The organism is Pseudoalteromonas sp. P1-25, from assembly GCF_001401805.1.
Taxonomy (GTDB): domain Bacteria; phylum Pseudomonadota; class Gammaproteobacteria; order Enterobacterales; family Alteromonadaceae; genus Pseudoalteromonas.
The window spans coordinates 50,764-69,197 of the sequence record NZ_LKDW01000007.1 but is presented as its reverse complement, the minus strand read 5'-3'; the positions used below and the strand labels follow the sequence as shown (position 1 = coordinate 69,197).

Here is an 18,434-nt window from a genome sequence, read left to right as displayed (position 1 = left end):
TTACTTAAGCTTTATTAAAGCGCTTAAGTTACACTGAGTAATGGCATCTAGATGAGCAGTGATTTTTTCATTGCTCCAATCCCACCAGGCTATATCTAATAAGGTGCTTATAGTGTTGCCATCAAACCTAGTTTTAATTACTTTTGCTGGGTTACCACCTACCACACTATAAGCAGGTACATCACAGGTCACCACCGATTTACTTGCAATGATAGAGCCACTGCCAATATTAACCCCCGGCATTATGGTTGCGTCATAACCAATCCATACATCGTGACCGATAACCGTATTGCCTTTAAAGGGTAACTCGCCAGCCTGCGGGGCTGATTTTTCCCAGCCGTTGCCAAATATAAAAAATGGATAGGTAGAAAACCCCGCGGTTTGATGATTTGCGCCGTTCATTATAAAGGTTACGTTTTTAGCTATGGCGCAAAATTTCCCAATAATGAGGCGGTCTCCAATAAAATCGAAATGGTAAAGAACATTTTTTTCGAAGTTTTCAGGGCCATCAGGATCGTCGTAATAGGTATAATCACCCACAACTATATTAGGCGAGGTAATAAAGTTTTTTAAAAAGCCTACCTGAGGAAAGCCCTCAACAGGGGCTGGGTTATTTGGATTAGGACCCTGTTTAGGCATAGCTACCTCATCGTTTAATTATTGTCTTTTATACACAGCCAGCGGGTGAGTAGTCACAATTGAAACATGAACGCTGTCGCCGGGGTTGACCACAACCTCGTGGCTGACACGGCTAGTAACGAGCGTATTACAGCTTAATTTAACCGCACATAAACGGCTGCCACCTTCAAAGCGTACCCAAACAACTTCACCGTTAGGTTGATTTAAGTTTTGGATAAGCTGTACATCATCGGGACGCAGTAATACATCTACATCGCCGCTATCACAGTCTACACCTTGGCCAGGTGCTACACCAATGCTGGTGGTTGCTTGGCCATTTTCAAACTGCCCAGCAATAAAGCTTGCCTCACCTAAAAAGCGTGCCACAAAGCGGTTGTTTGGCATGCTAAAACATTGTTCAGGGCTATCGAGTTGCTGTATTTTACCGTTTTGTAATACACCCACACGATCACCTACAGAAAGCGCTTCTTCTTGGTCATGAGTAACCCACACTGCAGGCACACCAGCTTCTTTAAGGGCATTTCTAATATCCCAGCGCAGCATATCTTTTAATGCGGCATCGAGGTTAGAAAGTGGCTCATCAAGCAACACAAAATCAGGCTGGTGGGCAAGTGTACGGGCAAGTGCCACACGCTGTTTTTGACCACCAGAGAGGGTGGCTGGTTTTTTTGCTCTAAAGTCATTTAGACCAAGTAGTTTAATCCAGTGATCCGCAATGGCAGTGTTTTTTAATCTAAAACAAATGTTTTGCTCAACGGTTAAATGAGGGAACAACGCAAAATCTTGAAATACCATGCCCACACTGCGTTTTTCAGGAGGCACATTGAGGGTGGGCGTTGCTCGCCACTTACCTACGTTTATTTCACCCTCACTGATAGGGATAAGCCCTGCAAGTGCTTGCAATATTGTACTTTTACCACAACCCGTAGGGCCCACTAGCATGAGAATTTCATTGTCACCTAACGATATATTTAAATCGCTTACAACACGGTTACTGCCGTAATCTATAGACAACTGGCTTACAGATAGCATTTGTATTTAAATCCTCAATGTTCGAGTTGGTTACGTTTTTCGCCAGACATCATAATAGCTAAGCCACAAGCAGAAATCACCACTAACAATAAACCGGGAATGGCAGCACGGCCAAAATATCCGGCTTCGTAGACCCGCCATAAATAAGTTGAAAGGGTTTCAAACCCGGTAGGGCCTAGCAATAGTGTTGCTTCAAGTTCGCGCATTGACTCTAAAAACACTAATGCAGCGCCGGCAATAATTCCACGCATTGTTAATGGTAAGGTAATGCGAGTAAAGGCTTCACGTGGGCTTGCACCGAGTACGCGTGCCGATTTAATTAAGCTTTGATCTAAATGTTCTGTGCTAGTGCGAACAGAGCCTACGGCAAGTGGTAAAAACCTAAGCATATAAGCGATAATTAAAAGCGCTAACGTTTGGTATAAAAATGGCAGCTGTAAACCACCATAAACAAGGGCGGTGCCCATTACAATACCGGGAATACCAAAACCAAAGTAGGTAACACGCTCCATAATTCTACCGGCCTTTCCGCTTAAAGCAGCATGAGCTACAGGAATAGCCACAATAACTGCCACTATGGCGGCAATCGCTGAGGCATAGGCTGAATTCCACGCTATGCTAAAGTCAAAATTGCTGTAACCATCACGCGCTAACCAAACAAAAAATATTGCCAGCGGTAAACCAATAGCGAGTAATAAAATAGGGCCAAAGGTAGCAATCATCGCAGTTACTTGCCATTTAGATGGAAACAACACAAGTGGACGACCGTGGCGCTCAGAGGCGGTTTTTATTTGTGACTCTATTAATAGTAAAAAGCCCACAATTACCATTAATTGTAACGACAACATAGCAGCACGCCCTAACGCAAACGCATTGTATTCTACGTAAATTACCCGAGTGAAGGTATCTAAGCGCATCATGGCAGGAGTACCAAAATCCGAAAGGGTATAAAGCGCTACTAATAACGAGCCTGCTGCAATACCATTTACCACACGAGGTAAAATCACTTTAAACACACTTTGTGTCATCGACATACCCAAAGTACGCGCTGCGTTTACCATGCTGGCATCTAAACTAAGTAAAGATGAGCGTGTGGTCATCATTACAAAAGGAAATGTATATAAGGTCATTACAATGGCTGCACCACTTAACCCGTACATGGGTGGGGTTTCAAAGCCAAGTAGATTATTTATTTCACCGCCTGGGCCAAACGCAGCATATAAAGTAAATGCGCCAATATAACTTGGAATAGCCAATGGCGCGGCAAAAATTACCAGCCATATTTTCTTAAAAGGCAAATGCACATATGCACTAATAAAAGCCAGTGGCACCCCAATTAGAATTGAACCTAATACGGTCAATCCCATTAGCGATAACGTATTGCCCAGTATTTTTAAGTTATGACTGTCAAAAAGGGTACTGGTGTCGCTAGCAAGGGTAATTAAAATATAAACAGGGGTAATCGTAATGAGCGCTGCAAGCAGCGCCATTGGGTAAGAAGCAGGTATTCGCATTTATAAAACGCCGTTGTTGCGCATCAAGTTGATGGTAGGGCGTAAATCCGCAAGTTGCGTTAAATCAACTTTTGGTGGAGATATATCACTTAGCGATGGTAAACCTTGAGGTTGAGTAATACCATTAACCAGCGGTATTTCGTAAGCTTCGCGAGCTAAATAACCTTGCACTTCTTCGCTTAGTAAATATCGCATAAAGTTGGTTGCAAGCGGGTCATCGTTTAGCGTTAGTATGCCAGAGGCATTGACTAAACAACCTGCATCTTGCTCGGTAAAGGCTAAATCTAGTTTAGCATCGGGTTTACCTGATTTTAGACGTAATGTGTAATAGTGATTAGCAAAGCCAATATCTACTTCACCACGTTCAACCGCCATAACAACACCGAGTTCACCGGCGTAGGTTTTAGCGCGCTTTTTAACTTTTTTAAGCCATTTAGCCGTTTTATCATCGCCTTCTAAAATACGCATAGCGGTTACAAACGATTGAAACGAAGCATAAGCAGGGGCCCAACCAATTGATAAATCGCTATCTGCAATGTCCATTATGCTTGTAGGAATTTGATCTTTAGTTAAGCGCGACGTGTTATACGGTAATGTACGTATACGGCCAGTTACAGGCGCCCATTGATCGTATCTAAATTGCGGCTGTAATTGCGCAGATAAATCACTAGGCAGCGGCTTTGCAAGGCCTGCATCAGTCACTAGGCCTATAGCGCCTGAGTCTACTGCCCAAAACAAATCGGCTCTACGTACGCCTGCTTTGGCTTCTGCTACTATGGTATTGGCAAGCGCAGCGGTTGGACCTCGGCGAATAGCTAAATTAAAATCGGGATTTTTTTTCTGAATCGCTTGTAATACATTTTCATACAAACCACCTTCACCACGGCCAAGGTATAAGGTTAAATCACCTTTAAGCTTTGGTAAATTATCAACAGACACTGGGTTTGCTATATCGGCAGCTAGTGCGCGAGAAAGGGGCAGTGGCATAGCGCCAACAACCCCTAACGCAGCTAGGCCTTGTATAAAGGTCCTACGCTTCACTTAAAAAACATCCTTACGCGACTTCTCCGCTTTTTCAATTAGCGTTTTAGCGCGGTCTAATTTAGTGTGCATATCACTTACCACGTCACGTACTTCATCAACGCTTTTAGCGCTTTTAATAGTTTGTGGAAGTGTTACGTTAAAATCTTTTTCCAGTACTTCTACTAGTTTTGCATCTTGCTCAATAAGCGTACCTTCTACGCCTTCAAACAGGTGTAAATACGTATCGTGAACAATTTCAGTGGCTTCTTCGTTTAAGCGCTCTGCAAACTTAGCAACAACACGGTCAAGCTTATGCTTGATTTCGTCAATTGTGGCACTTTGGGTCATGCTTTCTGTTGCAGTGGCTTTAACTGTATCAAGTAAGCCTTTTTGCTGGAATTTTGCGGCAAGCTTAACAGCACCAAGACCTTGCCACAAGGCTATGTTCATGGCTTTTTGCTGTTTGCGCACTTCTTGGGCAGGCTTGTTGTTATCAATAGCCATTTTTACGCCATAAATTCCTTGCCAAATAGAGGCGTACACGGGTACGTAGTTAGTTTCAATAGCACTATGAAACTTAACCGACTCCCAATACTCAATTAAATCATCACTTTTAACTGCTTTAGCACCGTTTTTGCTGTAGTCAGTTACCATGGTGTCGACTTTACCAACCATCCATTCAACTTCTTCTGAATAGTCTTTAATGTTTTCTTGTAAGTGGTTTACGTGCTCACCAATTGGGCCGTTAGCTAGCACAGGCTGTGTAGCAAAAGCAGAAGCTAACAATAGGCTTGCACCTAGTGTTTTTACAGATTTAGAAAGGTGTTTCATAGTAGAGAGTCCGAAAAGGTAATTGTAAATGATAGACATTATCATATCCGTAATATTTACTAAAATCAATATAACTAATACGCTAATAAAAAGCTCAAAACCTGAGAAAAATTAATACCTAACAGGCAAATGATGGCTCTGCTTCTTAGGTATAATTTAACGCTTAGCAGTAATGCTTACCAGCAATAGCTTTGTAAATAGCATCGCATAGGGTTTTTATACTGGCTGAGTCGCTAATATACGGGGGCATTAGATAAATAAGTTTGCCAAACGGGCGAATCCATACGCCTTGCTCAACAAAGTAAGCTTGAATTTTTGCAACATCCACACTCCCAGCAACATCAGTTAGCTCTACAACGCCTATAGCACCTAAAGTACGTACATTGGCTACAGCATCTAATTCATTACACTTATTAAGTTGTTGTAGTTGCGTATTTATATCGCTAATGCGTTGCTGCCAGTTTTGCGCTAGGAGCAAATCTATACTGGCGCACGCCACTGCGCAGGCAAGGGGGTTCCCCATAAAAGTAGGTCCGTGCATCAAAACGCCGGCCTCCCCCTCGCTAATACCTGTGGCTATTTTATTACTGGTAAGCGTTGCCGAAAGTGTCATTGAGCCTCCGGTAAGTGCTTTACCTATACACATAATATCGGGTTCGATATTAGCGTGCTCTAAAGCAAATAATTTACCTGTGCGGCCAAACCCAGTGGCTATTTCATCGCAAATCAGTAAAACATTATATTGCGTGCATAATTTACGAACGCAGGCCAAATACGCGGGGTGATAAAAGTTCATGCCTCCGGCATTTTGTACAATAGGCTCAATTATAAAAGCGGCTACCTCGTGGTGGTGCGCTTTAAAGTAGCGCTCTAGCGTTTGTGCTTCTGCTTGGTCAAAATCGCCATCAAATTTACTTACAGGGGCAGGTACAAACACATGCTCAGGTAAAAAACCTTTATACAAACTGTGCATAGAATTAACCGGATCGCACACGCTCATAGCGGCAAACGTATCGCCATGGTAACCCTTATACGGCGTCATTAACTTTTGCTTGCTGGTAATGCCTTGGCTTAGCCAATATTGCAGCGCCATTTTTATGGCTACTTCTACACTAACCGAACCACTATCGGCTAAAAATACTTTAGTTAAACCCGGTGGGGTAATTGTAATAAGCCTTTTACACAGCTCTACCGCGCTGTTATGGGTAATGCCGCCAAACATTACATGGCTCATACTATTAATTTGTTCAATCATGGCGTTATTCAAAATTGGATGATTATAGCCGTGTATAGCACTCCACCATGACGCCATACCATCTATAAGTTGCTCGCCGGTTTCTAAGTAAATTATATTGTGTTTGGCATGAGTAACAGGATACACAGGGATAGGCTGTGTCATAGATGTGTAGGGGTGCCAAATGTGGTCACGATCAAAATCTAGGTCAATCGTTTGTTTTTTATTCATATGTAAACTTTGAGGTGATGGGTTTCGTTGACAATGGTACTTCAAGACGTAGACTAATCCAACATCACCACTGAGAAAAATAAGAGACTACTATGGAACATGCACCTGTTCGCCACGATTGGACCCACGCAGAAGTAAAAGCATTATTTGAAATGCCATTTAACGACTTATTGTTTAAAGCGGCCTCGGTTCATCGCGCTAATTTTAATCCTAACGAAGTACAAATATCTACTTTACTATCTATTAAAACAGGCGCTTGCCCAGAAGACTGTAAATATTGTCCACAATCGGGGCACTATAAAACCGACTTAGAGCGCGAGCGCTTAATCGAGGTAGAAAAAGTGGTAGAACAAGCACGCTTAGCTAAACAAAAAGGCGCGACGCGTTTTTGTATGGGCGCAGCCTGGTCAGATCCAAAAGACAGAGACATGCCCTATATTTCTAAAATGGTAAAAGAAGTAAAAGAACTCGGCCTAGAAACTTGCATGACCCTTGGTAAACTTACCAACGAAAAAGCACATGAACTAAGTAATGCAGGCCTTGATTATTACAACCATAACCTCGACACCTCGCCTGAATATTACGAACAAATTATATCGACCCGTACCTTTGAAGACAGATTAAATACCATAGATCACGTTCGTGATGCCGGCATGAAAGTATGTTCAGGTGGTATTGTAGGGATGGGCGAGCAACCTGCAGACCGATACGGTTTATTAATGCAATTGGCAAATTTACCACAGCAACCAGAAAGCGTACCTATTAATATGCTGGTAAAAGTAAAAGGCACACCGCTTGAAAACGTAGACGATTTAGATCATTTTGAATTTATACGCACCATAGCAACTGCCCGTATTATGATGCCACACAGCTACGTGCGTTTATCGGCAGGGCGCAGCGCCATGAACGAGCAAATGCAGTCGATGTGTTTTTTTGCAGGTGCTAACTCAATATTTTATGGTGATAAGCTATTAACAACAGAAAACCCAGAGGCCGATGCCGACATGAAGCTAATTAAAAAGTTAGGCATGAACCCAGAAAAACACCAAGACTACTCAGACGAAGCCGTTGCCGCATCACTTTCATCGCAAGTAGCTGATAAAGCAACGTCTGAACTATTCTACGAAGCGTAAGCCTAGCCTTTATGCCATTTGAATTTATAAATACGCATATTCAAGCGCGCCAACAAGATGCATTATTACGCAAACGCCATGTGGTGCAACGCGCTACAGCACGTACCATTACAGTAAATAACGCAACTTACCTTAATTTTGCCAGTAATGATTACTTAGGTTTTGGTGATTGCGGTATAAAGCTTGAGCAAAACAACGTACTTGGTAGCCACAGCTCTCCCTTAGTTACTGGTTATCAGGCGCAGCAACAAGAGTTAGAGCAATACCTATGTAGCGCGCTTGGCTACGAAGCTGGCATGGTGTTTAACTCGGGGTTTAGTGCAAATAGCAGTGTAATTAAAGCGTTGTTTAGTGATAAAAGTGCTGCACAAAACAGTGCAATTTTTCAAGATAAGCTAAACCACGCCAGTTTGATTGATGGTGCAATGCACTCAAATGCCGCACTAGTGCGCTTTAATCATAACGATTTAAAACACTTACGTTCGCGGCTCGAAAAATCAAAAGCACACAATAAGCTGATTATTAGCGAAGGGGTGTTTTCGATGGATGGCGACACCGCCCCCATAAAAGAGCTGCTTGCTTTAGCTAAAGAGCACAATGCTTGGCTTATGATTGACGATGCACATGGTTTTGGCGCATTAGGTAAAACCGGTTTAGGTAGCTGCGAGGTATTGTTGGATGAGGGCTTAGCACTGCCCGAAATACTGGTTATTACCTTTGGAAAAGCGGTGGCAAGTAGCGGGGCCTGTGTACTTTCAAATAACCAATTAATTAATTACATGCTGCAGTTTAATCGCGACTACACCTATTCAACGGCTATGTCGCCACTTATGGCAGCCCTTACGCTTACGCGCTTGCAAGCCATAAAGCGCGCAGATACTAAACGCCAGCAGCTTAGTAGTAACATTGCTTTTTTTAAGCAGCTTTGTAAACACCACGCTATTGCTGTAATGGAGTCAGACACTGCTATTCAGCCCATTGTACTTGGCTGCGCCGAGCAAACCTTGCACGCAGCGCAAAAGCTTAAACAGCAGGGTATTTGGTTAACGGCTATTCGCCCGCCTACTGTTGCGCATAATACCGCGCGGTTACGTGTTACTTTAACTGCAGCGCATACCCGTGCAGATATAACCACACTTGTTGAGCATTTAAAATGCGCAATAGCATGATTGCGCAGGCCTTAACTGATAACCACAGTACGCAAACTGTAAATAAAAAGCCGGCGCTTTCAGCTATAAATGCTGAGCAAGTTCGTCCTCATTCAGCCCTTAAAAAGGGGGCAAGTAATAAGTTTTCTAAAGCAGCTGAGCAATACAACAGCCATGCAAATGTACAAAAACAGGCAGCAAGCGATTTATTTAAATTAATAAACACCCAGCCACACAATCAAAATAAATTATGTGTTGATTTAGGGGCTGGTCCGCTGGTTAATACTTCACAGCTAAACAAACAATACGGCCAAGTAATCGCTATAGATTTAAGCTTAAACATGCTTAAAAGCGCTGCATTAACTAACCCAAAAGTTTGCGCCGATATGGATAACCTGCCGCTTCAAGCCAACAGTATTGACGTTGTATTTAGTAACTTTGCAGTGCAATGGTCGGCCAATTTTGAAAAATTAATGCAGGCGCTTTATAAAAGCTTAAAGCCAGGTGGGCAGGCATATATAAGCACAGTGGTGGCGGGCTCGCTTAACGAAATTAAAACAGCGTTTGCAGCGCTTGATAACCGCAGCCATGTAAATACCTTTAATACACATGCTTATATAAACCAGTCGGTCCAAAAAGCGGGGTTTAGTATTAATAGCTCGCAAAAAGTAATATATACCGATTGTTACTCAAGCCCACTAAAAGCCATTAAATCTATAAAGGCCATTGGTGCTACCACGCAAAACCATGCTAATTCACGCCAGGGGCTATTAACTAAGTCGGCTTTGCAACGGGTATGCAAGGCATATCCGCTTTTAAACAATCAAGCGTGTGTGTCGTACCATGTGGTATTATTATCTTTAAAAAAAACCGATTACAAATACGTAAGTAGCACACGTTAAAATTGATCAAGGCAGTAAAATGAAAGAATTTTTTATTACCGGTACCGACACCGACGCCGGAAAAACCCACGTTACTAGTTTGCTGTTAAAGCTACTCGCCCAACATAAAAAAAACGCAATTGGCTTTAAACCACTTGCAGCAGGCTGCGAAATGGCGTTTGATCAGCTAGTAAATGCCGATGCACTTATGCTAATGGAAAGCGCCACGGTAAGTGCCAAATACGATGTAATAAATCCGTTTGCCTTTGCACCACCTATTGCACCGCATATAGCAGCAGAGCAAGTAGGGGTCACTATTACGCTTGATAAATTAAGCACAGCGTACGCAACCCTTAAACAACAAGGTGCCGATTATCATCTAACCGAAGGCGCGGGTGGTTGGGCACTGCCAATTAATAACACCGATTATTTATACGATTGGGTTAAAGCCGAGCAACTTCCGGTAATTTTAGTCGTAGGCATGAAACTAGGCTGCTTAAACCATGCCTTACTTACCGCTGCCCATATGCAAAGTTTAGGCATAAACTGTGTAGGCTGGATTGCCAACCAAGTAGACCCAAATATGGACGAATACCAAGCTAACCTTGATTCGTTAAAAGCACGCTTGCCATTTCCTATTTTGGCTATAAGCCCATACAGCGAGCAAACCCCTAAACTGCAAATATACAAAACCTTACTTAATACCCTCAGTATACAAGGCTAATTTGGGCTGCTTTGCATTTTCAAATGCAAAGCAGTTTTTTATATTAAATACATGAGCTTATTAATTGTATTTACGCCTTGAATTTACCTACTTTAGTACACATATTAAAGGTTACAGCTTTTGTTACTAAGGAAATAACCCGCTATATGACGCACCCATATATTAAACGCTATGCTCAAAACACACAGGTCACGGCAGAGCCGCAAGTACCGCAAAGTACTCAGCCTAAAACCCGTGTGGGCATTTTAGGTGGCGGCACAGCGGGAGCAACAATAGCTATACGTTTGGCTGCGCTTGGTATTCAAACCACTATTTTTGAGAAAAAAAAGTCACTAATAGATGGCCCGCCCATGTGTCATTTACATGCGGGCGGTAACTTATACCGTGAAATACCAGACGAAGATTGCATAGACTTACTCAAACAATGTATTGATATTTTACGCCTATACCCCTACACCATAGACGTGCGCCCAACCGTGTTTGCAGTACCAACACGCGATGACGATTCACCCGACGATTTACTGCCACGCTTAGACAAAATTACCAACGCATATAAAGAGCTCGTTGAACAAGATTGCAATAACAAGGTGCTTGGCGAACCTGATAATTACTATCAGTTGTATAGCCATGAGCAAATGATAGCGCTGAGTAAAAAAGAGCAAGTTGCACAGCCTAAAACGCTTGATGAATGGATGATCCCCGTAGCTAAGCACTTAAACTTAAACAAAGTAAAATACCCGCTAATTGTTGCTCAAGAATACGGCTGGAATATTTTTAGGTTATCGGCCAGTGCGCAACTGGCCCTTGCTCAGTACGAACACGCAAACGTACTTACCAGTACTGAGGTTAAGCAAGTTAGCCAAGTTGAGCAAAACAGTGCTGGCAGCCAAATGCCAAAATGGCAAATTGAATACCAAAACAACCAAAGCAGTACAACCCAAACAGTAGAGGTAGATTACCTTATAAACGCCTGTGGCTTTCAAACTGGTGTTGTTGATGACATGGTCGGCGTAAAGCCCAAGCGTATGGTCGAATTTAAAGCCTCATACATTACGCACTGGCAAGGGGCAGGCGGGCAAATACCCGAAATTATTATTTATGGTAATCGGGGTACACCCGAGGGCATGGCACAACTAACGCCTTATCCTAATGGCTTTTATCAAATTCATGGTATGACCAACTCAATTACCTTGTTTAACGATGGCCTAGCCGATACTACTGAGCAAACGGCGCAGCCACAACTGCCTGATAAATATTTAAATTATATTAATAATGGGTGGGATCAGCAGGTATTAAAAGCACGTAGTCAAAAAGCCATTGATTATGTAGCCGAGTTTGTACCAGCATTTAAAAGTGCCAATACACAAAACAATGCCTTGTTTGGTGGCCAGCAAATCCCTGGCGAAGACGACACTTTGCGCGTAGCAGATGTTAGTTTATATTCGCATATTAGCTATGCACGTGCCGAAAACGTAAAAGCGTCATCAACTTTAATTGCTGCCGACGAAATAGTCGCCGAATTTACAAAACTTGGCTTACTAAGCGACGATGAACATATTAACGCACATCGCACTCATCATCAGTGGACCTACCTTGTGCAGCATAACCATGCAGATATCACTAAGGTTGCTAAATTATTAGCTACAGAGCGTGGTTTTCCAACCGATATGGCAACCATTAACAATTGTATTAAAACCACCCGCAACTAGTTATTTTTAATGGCATAACGAGGTTTCAATATCGTGTTATGCCGCACTTTCCCTCTTTTTAAAGCCTCTTTAAAAATTTATTCATAAACCCAAAAATAACCCTTGCGTTATGACATAGTTTGTCACAGAATAGCCTCAACGCTATGACATAGTGTGTCATAGCGTAATGATTGCTTTAACCTAATTTAATTTTATGTTCGGTGATCAAACCTATTTTTGTGAGGACAATATGAAACGTATATTTTTGTTTTTATTAACTAACCTAGCGGTTATGTTGGTATTAGGTGTCGTGCTTTCAATAATAATGAGCGCGCTGGGTTTAAGCCATCGTAGCCTTGGCGGAATATTACTTATAGCCTCAGTATTTGGCTTTGGTGGCTCGTTTATTTCGTTATTTATGTCTAAGTGGATTGCTAAAAAATCAACGGGCGCACAAGTAATTACTCAACCGCGCAACGAAACCGAGCACTGGCTTGTACAAACCGTATCAGCACAAGCTCAAAAAGCAGGTATAAACATGCCTGAAGTAGCCATTTACAACAGCCCAGAAATGAACGCCTTTGCAACCGGCCCAAGTAAAAACAACTCGCTGGTGGCGGTAAGCACAGGTTTATTACATAACATGAATCAAGACCAGGCCGAAGCCGTACTTGCCCACGAAGTATCGCACGTAGCTAATGGCGACATGGTAACGCTTACGCTAATACAAGGCGTGGTAAATACCTTTGTAATATTTGCCGCAAAAGTACTGGCTGGCATAGTCGATAACTTTTTAAATGGCGATGAAGAAGAGGGCGGTAGCAGCTGGTCTTACTTTTTATTCGATATGTTATTCCAAGTTGTATTTGGTGTACTGGCAAGCATAGTGGTTGCAAGTTACAGCCGTAAACGCGAATTTGCTGCCGACAGTGGCGCCGCTAAATTGGTAGGTGCAGACAAAATGCGTTCTGCCCTTGAGCGATTAAAGCAAAACCACCCGTCGCAATTACAAGGCTCAATGATGGCCTTTGGTATTGCAAGTGGAAAAGGGATGGCTGAGCTGTTTTCATCTCACCCACCACTTGATGCGCGAATAGACGCACTACGTAAATAAGTAACCCTTATTTAAAACACAAAAGCCAGCTTAATAGCTGGCTTTTTAGTATGTGCTGACTGGTTTATCAAGCGTTGAGGTTATTTACCAAAAATAATATCAGTAATGCCCTCTGGTGAGAGAATTTCTATCCAGTAGCCGTCGGGGTCTTTTATAAATGCTAAGCCCTTCATTGAGCCATCATCTGGCTTTTTAACAAACTCTACATCGTACTTTGCAAAGCGCTCGCTGGCAGCGTAAACATCTGGCACGCTAATACCAATATGGCCAAAGCCTTTAGGCTCTTGGTTGCCACTGTGGTAGCCCTCAAAGCTATCGTCGTCTTCTGTGCCCCAATTATGGGTAAGCTCAATTAGCGCAGGGCGACCAAATACCCATTTAGCTTTGGTTTTATCATCACCTTGCGGCTGCTCTGGCTCGTAGCCTAAAAAGTACAGCGTAAACTTCATTTCAGGAAAGTCATACTTACCTAATAGCTTCATACCTAATACATTTTGATAAAATTCGAGCGACGGTTTGGGATCTTTAATACGCAACATAGTTTGTTGCATCACATAGCCTTTAGTGGCTTGTTCAATTTGCTCTGGCGATTCGTTATAGCTAGACATGGTAATCCTTTGTATAAATTAAGAAGCGAAAATAGAGATATAATGCTTAAATTATTATAATCAACCGTCGTTTAAATTACATAGCGCAATTTTAAAATAAGGAAGTACATGGCTATTACAATAACCACGGGCACATTTAAGGATATAACCGCTGTAAGTAAACATATTCCCGAACTTTTAACCACTATTGATAACCAAGCTTTGGATAGCCGCTTAAATAATAAAAAAGCACTTATATTAGTGGCCTACCTTGAAGATACATTAGTCGGTTTTAAAATTGGCTATGAACAATCAACTACGCAATTTTACAGCTGGCTTGGTGGCGTACATTTTAAATACCGAAGGCGTGGTATAGCTAAAAAGCTACTTATTCAGCAGGAGCAATGGGCCGCTGAGCAAGGCTATACCCATATACATGTAAAATCGATGAACCAGTTTCCTCAAATGCTCACTATGTTAATCACAAATGGCTATCACATAGCTGGCTATGTCGATAAACAAAGTACGATGCTCAGTAAAATTAAGTTTTTAAAACAATTAGCAAAATAAAATAAAGCGCTTTATTCATCGTTATTTAACTAAGTGCCCTGTAGGGTTTAAATAACTATTGCAGGAACTACTTACACAAAGTAAATATCGCATATAAAGGAGTGACTATGTTTTTTGATGATATGCAGGGCTTAATACGTGTACTTATTATTGGCGTGTTGGGTTATATCGCGCTGGTATTTTGGCTACGTATATCGGGTAAGCGTACGCTTTCTAAATGGAATGTGTTTGATTTTATTGTCACTATTGCGCTGGGTTCTATTTTAGCCTCGGTGATCATTACAAAAAGCGTTGCGCTGCTAGAGGGCATGCTCGCGTTTATTGTGTTAATAGGGCTGCAATATTTTATTACGTGGCTAAGTGTACGCTCATCTACATTTGCTTCGCTTATAAAAGCAGAGCCTACGCTGTTACTAAGTGAGGGTGAATACTGCACGGCGGCTCTTAAATCGCAGCGGGTGACTAAATCAGAAATTCGCGCGGCTATTCGTGGTGCGGGTATATTAGCCATAGAAGATGTTGCCGCCGTCGTGCTCGAAACCGATGGCAGTTTTAGTGTACTAAAGCAAAATAAAAGCGGGATAAAAACGGCGCTGAGTGATGTAAGCGAGCAATAAAGTAAGGCGCTAGTACTTATATTAATTAAGGCAGGTATATTACCTGCCTTAATTTGTATTAAAGCCTAATTTATTTAGCGTGCTGCTCTAACAAACTAAAGGTAGGTAAGCGCCATTTAAAGCGTATTGACGCCATACGTATTAAATAGCCTGCAACAAGGCTTACAATAATGCTGATGTTGTCATCAATATTATAATAGTGCAGCGCTAAGTATAGGCAGGCAACCAGTAACGATACACTCGCGTAAAGCTCGTTATGTAATACAAGCGGCGCTTGGCGACATATTAAATCTCGCAGTAATCCACCAAATACACCGGTTACAACCGCAGCCACTGCACAAATACCATAATGCAAGCCCATATTTAGCCCAACTTGGCAGCCAATAATACTAAACGCCGCAAGGCCCAGCGCATCTAAGCGCATAAAAATGCCTTTAAATTTAACCACCCATTTAGCCAGCCACGTAGTGATAATACCGGCAATACAGGTAATTAATAAATACTCCGGGTGCTGAACCCAGGTAAGGGGGTAATTGCCAAGTAATATATCTCGTACGCTACCACCACCAATGGCTGTTGCACTTGCAACTAGTACAACGCCAAACCAATCCATTTTCATTCGCCCAGCGCTAAGTGCGCCGGTCATGGCTTCTGCGGTAATACCAATAATATAAACAACGGTTAGTAGCATGCGATTATCACTTAAAATCTGAGCGTAAAAATAAGGTGTGGATTGTATAGATAAATTAAGTAAATAACGAATGAAAAATCACACTAAAAACGCTTAATTCAGATAGAAATAACTAATAACAAAACCGTGTGTAAACAAGCTGTTAAGCTAGTGGGGTGGCAAAAGTTAGCAGTAGAATAATAAAGGACAAATGGCCGCAATGTATAAAATAAAACAGGCTATTTTTTTCTGGTTTTTTATAGCTTAAAGCACGGTATTTTCCCTATACGGTTAGGTGTTTTACCAACTAATTGACGCATTTAAATTAACCTAGTATGAATATTTGGTTGCATCGTCCTAATTTAGGAACGTATACTAACAAGCGTTAACTTAAATGGAATTTGCGTAATCGCAGCTTAATCAGCACAGGTAAATACATGAACAAAGGATTGTTAAAAGCGTGGAATGACGAAAAGGGCTTTGGTTTTATTAAATCAGACACCCAAGCGCACGACACCTTTATACACATTTCAGCACTCAAACACATGAGCCGCAAGCCAAAAGTGGGCGACACTATTTATTTTGAAGTCGCCACACAACCCGATGGTAAAAGCAAAGCCGTTAATTGCCGAATTGAAGGCGTCGCTGCACTTAAAGTCACGCCTAAAAAATCAAACCATCATCGTGTTGCTAAATCTAATTTTACCAACAGCTTTTTAGGCAAAATTGCCTCAATTAGCATTATCGCCGTACTTGGCTTTGTCGCAGTAAATAAATACAACCACTATAAAAGTAACGAGCAATTTAATAATCACACTCCCGTTATTACCAACACCGATTTAGCCACCTTTGACGAGCAATATCCAAAAATCGTGATCCCTCAAAACTCACAAAACTTTACCTGTGATGGCAGGCAGCACTGTAGCCAAATGACTTCACGTGCAGAGGCGGTGTTTTTTATAAATAACTGCCCAAATACAAAAATGGATGGCGACGGTGATGGTGATCCATGTGAGAGGGATACAAGGTTTCAAGGTGAGTGGTAATTTTAGAAATCGATTAGTTAAAAGTTGAATTTAAGATGGTTTTCACCGCGAACTGTATAAAAATACAGTGGTGCGTAATTTGCCTCATAACATTATTAAAAGGCGTTTTGGGGTTAAATAACAAGGGCTACTGAGTAGCAATTGTAATTACCTGTTTATAAATGAGTTGCTTGGTGTAATTATCAAACAACGTGATATACGCCGTTTTGGGGTGTTATACCCCCCAAAAGTGGGGTTTAATAAGCTGTTAGAACTTAGGGAAATTTTGTGCGATTATCTGAAAAAACACTGGAATTAAATATTTGCGCTCAAGTTTCTGCGCATCTTAAAGGGCGACAAAACGTATTTTGGTTTGGCCTTACACAAAAGCAAGAAGCCAAAGCCGGTTTCGATGCTTGCACAAAGCTTGGGGGAAGATTATTGATTTTTCAGTTTAAAGCTTCAAATAATGTGCTTAAAAAAAACTCAAAAAGAAAATTCATAACTCCACATGAACAACTCAATGCTCTACGAAAGAGTGCTCAAAATAGTATGCGTTCCGTTTTTTATGCTTTGCCTAATATCGGTAACACAACTGAAATGTATAAAAATCCAGATCTACTTTCACAAACGTGGTTATTGGATGTTGCGTCTTTATCACACCTAGGCCAGCCAACGAAAGCTGATGGTACTATGAGAAAAAATGGTTGTCATAACATGTACCTTGAACCTGGACAAGTAGAGATACATTCAGATCCAATAATTGCTCCTTTAATAAATGCTCAGGAGTTTGTATCTGAAGGTTTTAGAGGTGCAGACGGTTTTCAGTGGGTTTTTGAAAATGATTCAAATCGGTTTCTTGAGTTTTGTACTTTACTGAGCCCAGGTGCTCGGGGGATGGTCTTGTATTAATTAAGCTCTAATAAGCCATTCAAAAGGACATAAAGCAGCTTGCTGTCCTTCGTTCCTCAGGCATTATAGTAAGCTGCTTTTTGCCTCTTAGTGGGGCGTTAAATTTCTAAAGGAGAGTTAAGTGGCAAACGGTGAGTTTGGACTAGAGCGCGAATTCAAAATAATTAAAAGTGGAATTCGAGATATTTTTACTCCTCATATTCCTGTAGATGAAAAAGAACATTTTTTTGGACGAGAAGAAGAAGCTACAAGACTTGTTAGTGTTATTAACTCTCCCGGACAGCATATTTTAGTTTATGGCGATAGAGGTGTGGGCAAAACATCATTGGCTAAAACTACTTGTAAGGTACTTTTACATAAATTACAAAGAGGTCTTTTTTTTGAAAAAAGTTGTGATTCAAGAGACACGTTTGCAACCATTTTTGAGAAACCATTAGAAGCCTCCGGTGTTGATTTTTCTTTTAAAGAAAAGACTCAAACACATAATGAGGGGGCTGGAGCAGGTCTTGATATTGGAATTGCCAAGGCTAATATTGCATCAAAAAGAGAAATAAAAACTACTACTTCAGCTATCTTTAAACCGGACTCGCCCTCATGGGTTGCTAATCAGTTAAAAGACTTGTCAGGTGTTTTTTTAATTGACGAGGCGGACTCTATACAATCGGATGATGACAAGAAGAAAATAGCTGAACTTATTAAATTGCTAAGTGACAGCAATTCAGATTTTAAATTAGTTGTAGTTGGTATAGCGGCAACAGGTGAAGAGTTAACGGCTGGGCATCCATCAGTTGAAAGGTGTCTTAAAGAAGTCTCACTTTAAAGGATGTGTAATGATGATCTAAAGAAGATTATTTTAAATGG

At 41.5% G+C, this 18,434-nt stretch carries 19 protein-coding genes; 11 read left to right on the top strand and 8 right to left on the bottom strand.

What is annotated here, in order from left to right; translation table 11 throughout:
* From AN393_RS06610 to bioA, 6 genes are all read right to left on the bottom strand, one after another.
* Complete coding sequence (locus AN393_RS06610; RefSeq protein ID WP_055017663.1) at positions 1–639, bottom strand: Vat family streptogramin A O-acetyltransferase; 639 nt, start codon at positions 637–639, stop codon at positions 1–3.
* A gap of 18 nt (positions 640–657) precedes the next feature.
* On the bottom strand, positions 658–1,671 hold the full coding sequence (locus AN393_RS06605) for an ABC transporter ATP-binding protein (RefSeq protein WP_055014841.1): 1,014 nt from the start codon (positions 1,669–1,671) through the stop codon (positions 658–660).
* Positions 1,672–1,685: 14 nt separating this feature from the next.
* The gene (locus AN393_RS06600) at positions 1,686–3,185 is read right to left on the bottom strand and encodes an iron ABC transporter permease (protein ID WP_055017662.1); all 1,500 of its coding nucleotides are present in this window, start codon (positions 3,183–3,185) and stop codon (positions 1,686–1,688) included.
* Positions 3,186–4,226: an extracellular solute-binding protein gene (locus tag AN393_RS06595; protein ID WP_055014839.1), complete on the bottom strand. Its 1,041-nt coding sequence runs from the start codon at positions 4,224–4,226 to the stop codon at positions 3,186–3,188.
* Entirely contained in the window at positions 4,227–5,039 is an 813-nt protein-coding gene (locus tag AN393_RS06590) for a hypothetical protein (RefSeq protein WP_055017661.1), read from the bottom strand.
* A 163-nt stretch (positions 5,040–5,202) separates the two neighbouring features.
* A complete protein-coding gene (bioA, locus tag AN393_RS06585) occupies positions 5,203–6,504 on the bottom strand; it encodes an adenosylmethionine--8-amino-7-oxononanoate transaminase (RefSeq protein ID WP_055017660.1) in 1,302 nt (433 codons plus the stop codon).
* Between the two features lie 92 nt (positions 6,505–6,596).
* Between bioA and bioB the strand changes: the two genes are divergently transcribed.
* The 6 genes from bioB to htpX all read left to right on the top strand — a co-directional run bounded on the left by bioB (position 6,597) and on the right by htpX (position 13,192).
* Positions 6,597–7,637, top strand: coding sequence for a biotin synthase BioB (gene bioB / locus AN393_RS06580; RefSeq protein WP_055017659.1), 1,041 nt, complete (start codon positions 6,597–6,599; stop codon positions 7,635–7,637).
* Between the two features lie 11 nt (positions 7,638–7,648).
* Positions 7,649–8,806, top strand: coding sequence for an 8-amino-7-oxononanoate synthase (locus AN393_RS06575; protein WP_055017658.1), 1,158 nt, complete (start codon positions 7,649–7,651; stop codon positions 8,804–8,806).
* On the top strand, positions 8,803–9,687 hold the full coding sequence (locus AN393_RS06570) for a methyltransferase domain-containing protein (protein ID WP_055017700.1): 885 nt from the start codon (positions 8,803–8,805) through the stop codon (positions 9,685–9,687). The genes AN393_RS06575 and AN393_RS06570 overlap by 4 nt, the downstream gene beginning before the upstream one ends.
* A 19-nt stretch (positions 9,688–9,706) precedes the next feature.
* Positions 9,707–10,390, top strand: a complete 684-nt coding sequence (bioD, locus tag AN393_RS06565; protein WP_055014833.1) for a dethiobiotin synthase — start codon at positions 9,707–9,709, stop codon at positions 10,388–10,390.
* Between the two features lie 146 nt (positions 10,391–10,536).
* Complete coding sequence (locus tag AN393_RS06560) at positions 10,537–12,099, top strand: FAD-dependent oxidoreductase (RefSeq protein ID WP_055017657.1); 1,563 nt, start codon at positions 10,537–10,539, stop codon at positions 12,097–12,099.
* Positions 12,100–12,328: 229 nt separating this feature from the next.
* Entirely contained in the window at positions 12,329–13,192 is an 864-nt protein-coding gene (htpX, locus tag AN393_RS06555) for a protease HtpX (protein ID WP_055014831.1), read from the top strand.
* 80 nt (positions 13,193–13,272) lie between these two features.
* Here the strand turns inward: htpX and gloA are convergent, their stop codons facing one another.
* Positions 13,273–13,800 (bottom strand): lactoylglutathione lyase, encoded by a 528-nt coding sequence (gene gloA, locus AN393_RS06550; protein ID WP_024033580.1) that lies wholly within the window; start codon positions 13,798–13,800, stop codon positions 13,273–13,275.
* Positions 13,801–13,908: 108 nt separating this feature from the next.
* On the opposite strand from gloA, the gene AN393_RS06545 reads away from it, so the two are divergent.
* A complete protein-coding gene (locus AN393_RS06545; protein ID WP_055017656.1) occupies positions 13,909–14,349 on the top strand; it encodes a GNAT family N-acetyltransferase in 441 nt (146 codons plus the stop codon).
* Positions 14,350–14,456: 107 nt separating this feature from the next.
* Positions 14,457–14,966, top strand: coding sequence for a DUF421 domain-containing protein (locus AN393_RS06540; protein ID WP_055017655.1), 510 nt, complete (start codon positions 14,457–14,459; stop codon positions 14,964–14,966).
* 70 nt (positions 14,967–15,036) lie between these two features.
* On the opposite strand, the gene AN393_RS06535 is transcribed toward AN393_RS06540, so the two are convergent.
* Positions 15,037–15,657, bottom strand: coding sequence for a trimeric intracellular cation channel family protein (locus AN393_RS06535; protein ID WP_055017654.1), 621 nt, complete (start codon positions 15,655–15,657; stop codon positions 15,037–15,039).
* A gap of 416 nt (positions 15,658–16,073) precedes the next feature.
* Here AN393_RS06535 and AN393_RS06530 point away from each other — a divergent pair, with 416 nt between their 5' ends.
* From AN393_RS06530 to AN393_RS06520, 3 genes are all read left to right on the top strand, one after another.
* Complete coding sequence (locus tag AN393_RS06530) at positions 16,074–16,682, top strand: cold shock domain-containing protein (RefSeq protein WP_055017653.1); 609 nt, start codon at positions 16,074–16,076, stop codon at positions 16,680–16,682.
* A gap of 267 nt (positions 16,683–16,949) precedes the next feature.
* Positions 16,950–17,573 carry a hypothetical protein gene (locus AN393_RS06525; RefSeq protein WP_055017652.1) on the top strand — a complete coding sequence of 208 codons (624 nt, stop codon included), beginning with the start codon at positions 16,950–16,952 and terminating at the stop codon, positions 17,571–17,573.
* Between the two features lie 121 nt (positions 17,574–17,694).
* On the top strand, positions 17,695–18,393 hold the full coding sequence (locus tag AN393_RS06520) for an ATP-binding protein (RefSeq protein ID WP_055017651.1): 699 nt from the start codon (positions 17,695–17,697) through the stop codon (positions 18,391–18,393).
* Positions 18,394–18,434: the final 41 nt, after the last annotated feature.

Excerpts from the sequence above, each read along its gene's own strand:
- AN393_RS06560 (WP_055017657.1), top strand. The coding sequence starts at position 10,537 with ATGACGCACCCATATATTAAACGCTATGCTCAAAACACACAGGTCACG.
- AN393_RS06535 (WP_055017654.1), bottom strand. The coding sequence starts at position 15,657 with ATGCTACTAACCGTTGTTTATATTATTGGTATTACCGCAGAAGCCATG.
- bioB (WP_055017659.1), top strand. The coding sequence starts at position 6,597 with ATGGAACATGCACCTGTTCGCCACGATTGGACCCACGCAGAAGTAAAA.
- bioD (WP_055014833.1), top strand. The coding sequence starts at position 9,707 with ATGAAAGAATTTTTTATTACCGGTACCGACACCGACGCCGGAAAAACC.
- AN393_RS06530 (WP_055017653.1), top strand. The coding sequence starts at position 16,074 with ATGAACAAAGGATTGTTAAAAGCGTGGAATGACGAAAAGGGCTTTGGT.
- gloA (WP_024033580.1), bottom strand. The coding sequence starts at position 13,800 with ATGTCTAGCTATAACGAATCGCCAGAGCAAATTGAACAAGCCACTAAA.
- AN393_RS06590 (WP_055017661.1), bottom strand. The coding sequence starts at position 5,039 with ATGAAACACCTTTCTAAATCTGTAAAAACACTAGGTGCAAGCCTATTG.
- AN393_RS06575 (WP_055017658.1), top strand. The coding sequence starts at position 7,649 with ATGCCATTTGAATTTATAAATACGCATATTCAAGCGCGCCAACAAGAT.
- AN393_RS06570 (WP_055017700.1), top strand. The coding sequence starts at position 8,803 with ATGATTGCGCAGGCCTTAACTGATAACCACAGTACGCAAACTGTAAAT.
- AN393_RS06600 (WP_055017662.1), bottom strand. The coding sequence starts at position 3,185 with ATGCGAATACCTGCTTCTTACCCAATGGCGCTGCTTGCAGCGCTCATT.
- AN393_RS06545 (WP_055017656.1), top strand. The coding sequence starts at position 13,909 with ATGGCTATTACAATAACCACGGGCACATTTAAGGATATAACCGCTGTA.
- AN393_RS06610 (WP_055017663.1), bottom strand. The coding sequence starts at position 639 with ATGCCTAAACAGGGTCCTAATCCAAATAACCCAGCCCCTGTTGAGGGC.
- AN393_RS06540 (WP_055017655.1), top strand. The coding sequence starts at position 14,457 with ATGTTTTTTGATGATATGCAGGGCTTAATACGTGTACTTATTATTGGC.
- AN393_RS06605 (WP_055014841.1), bottom strand. The coding sequence starts at position 1,671 with ATGCTATCTGTAAGCCAGTTGTCTATAGATTACGGCAGTAACCGTGTT.
- htpX (WP_055014831.1), top strand. The coding sequence starts at position 12,329 with ATGAAACGTATATTTTTGTTTTTATTAACTAACCTAGCGGTTATGTTG.
- bioA (WP_055017660.1), bottom strand. The coding sequence starts at position 6,504 with ATGAATAAAAAACAAACGATTGACCTAGATTTTGATCGTGACCACATT.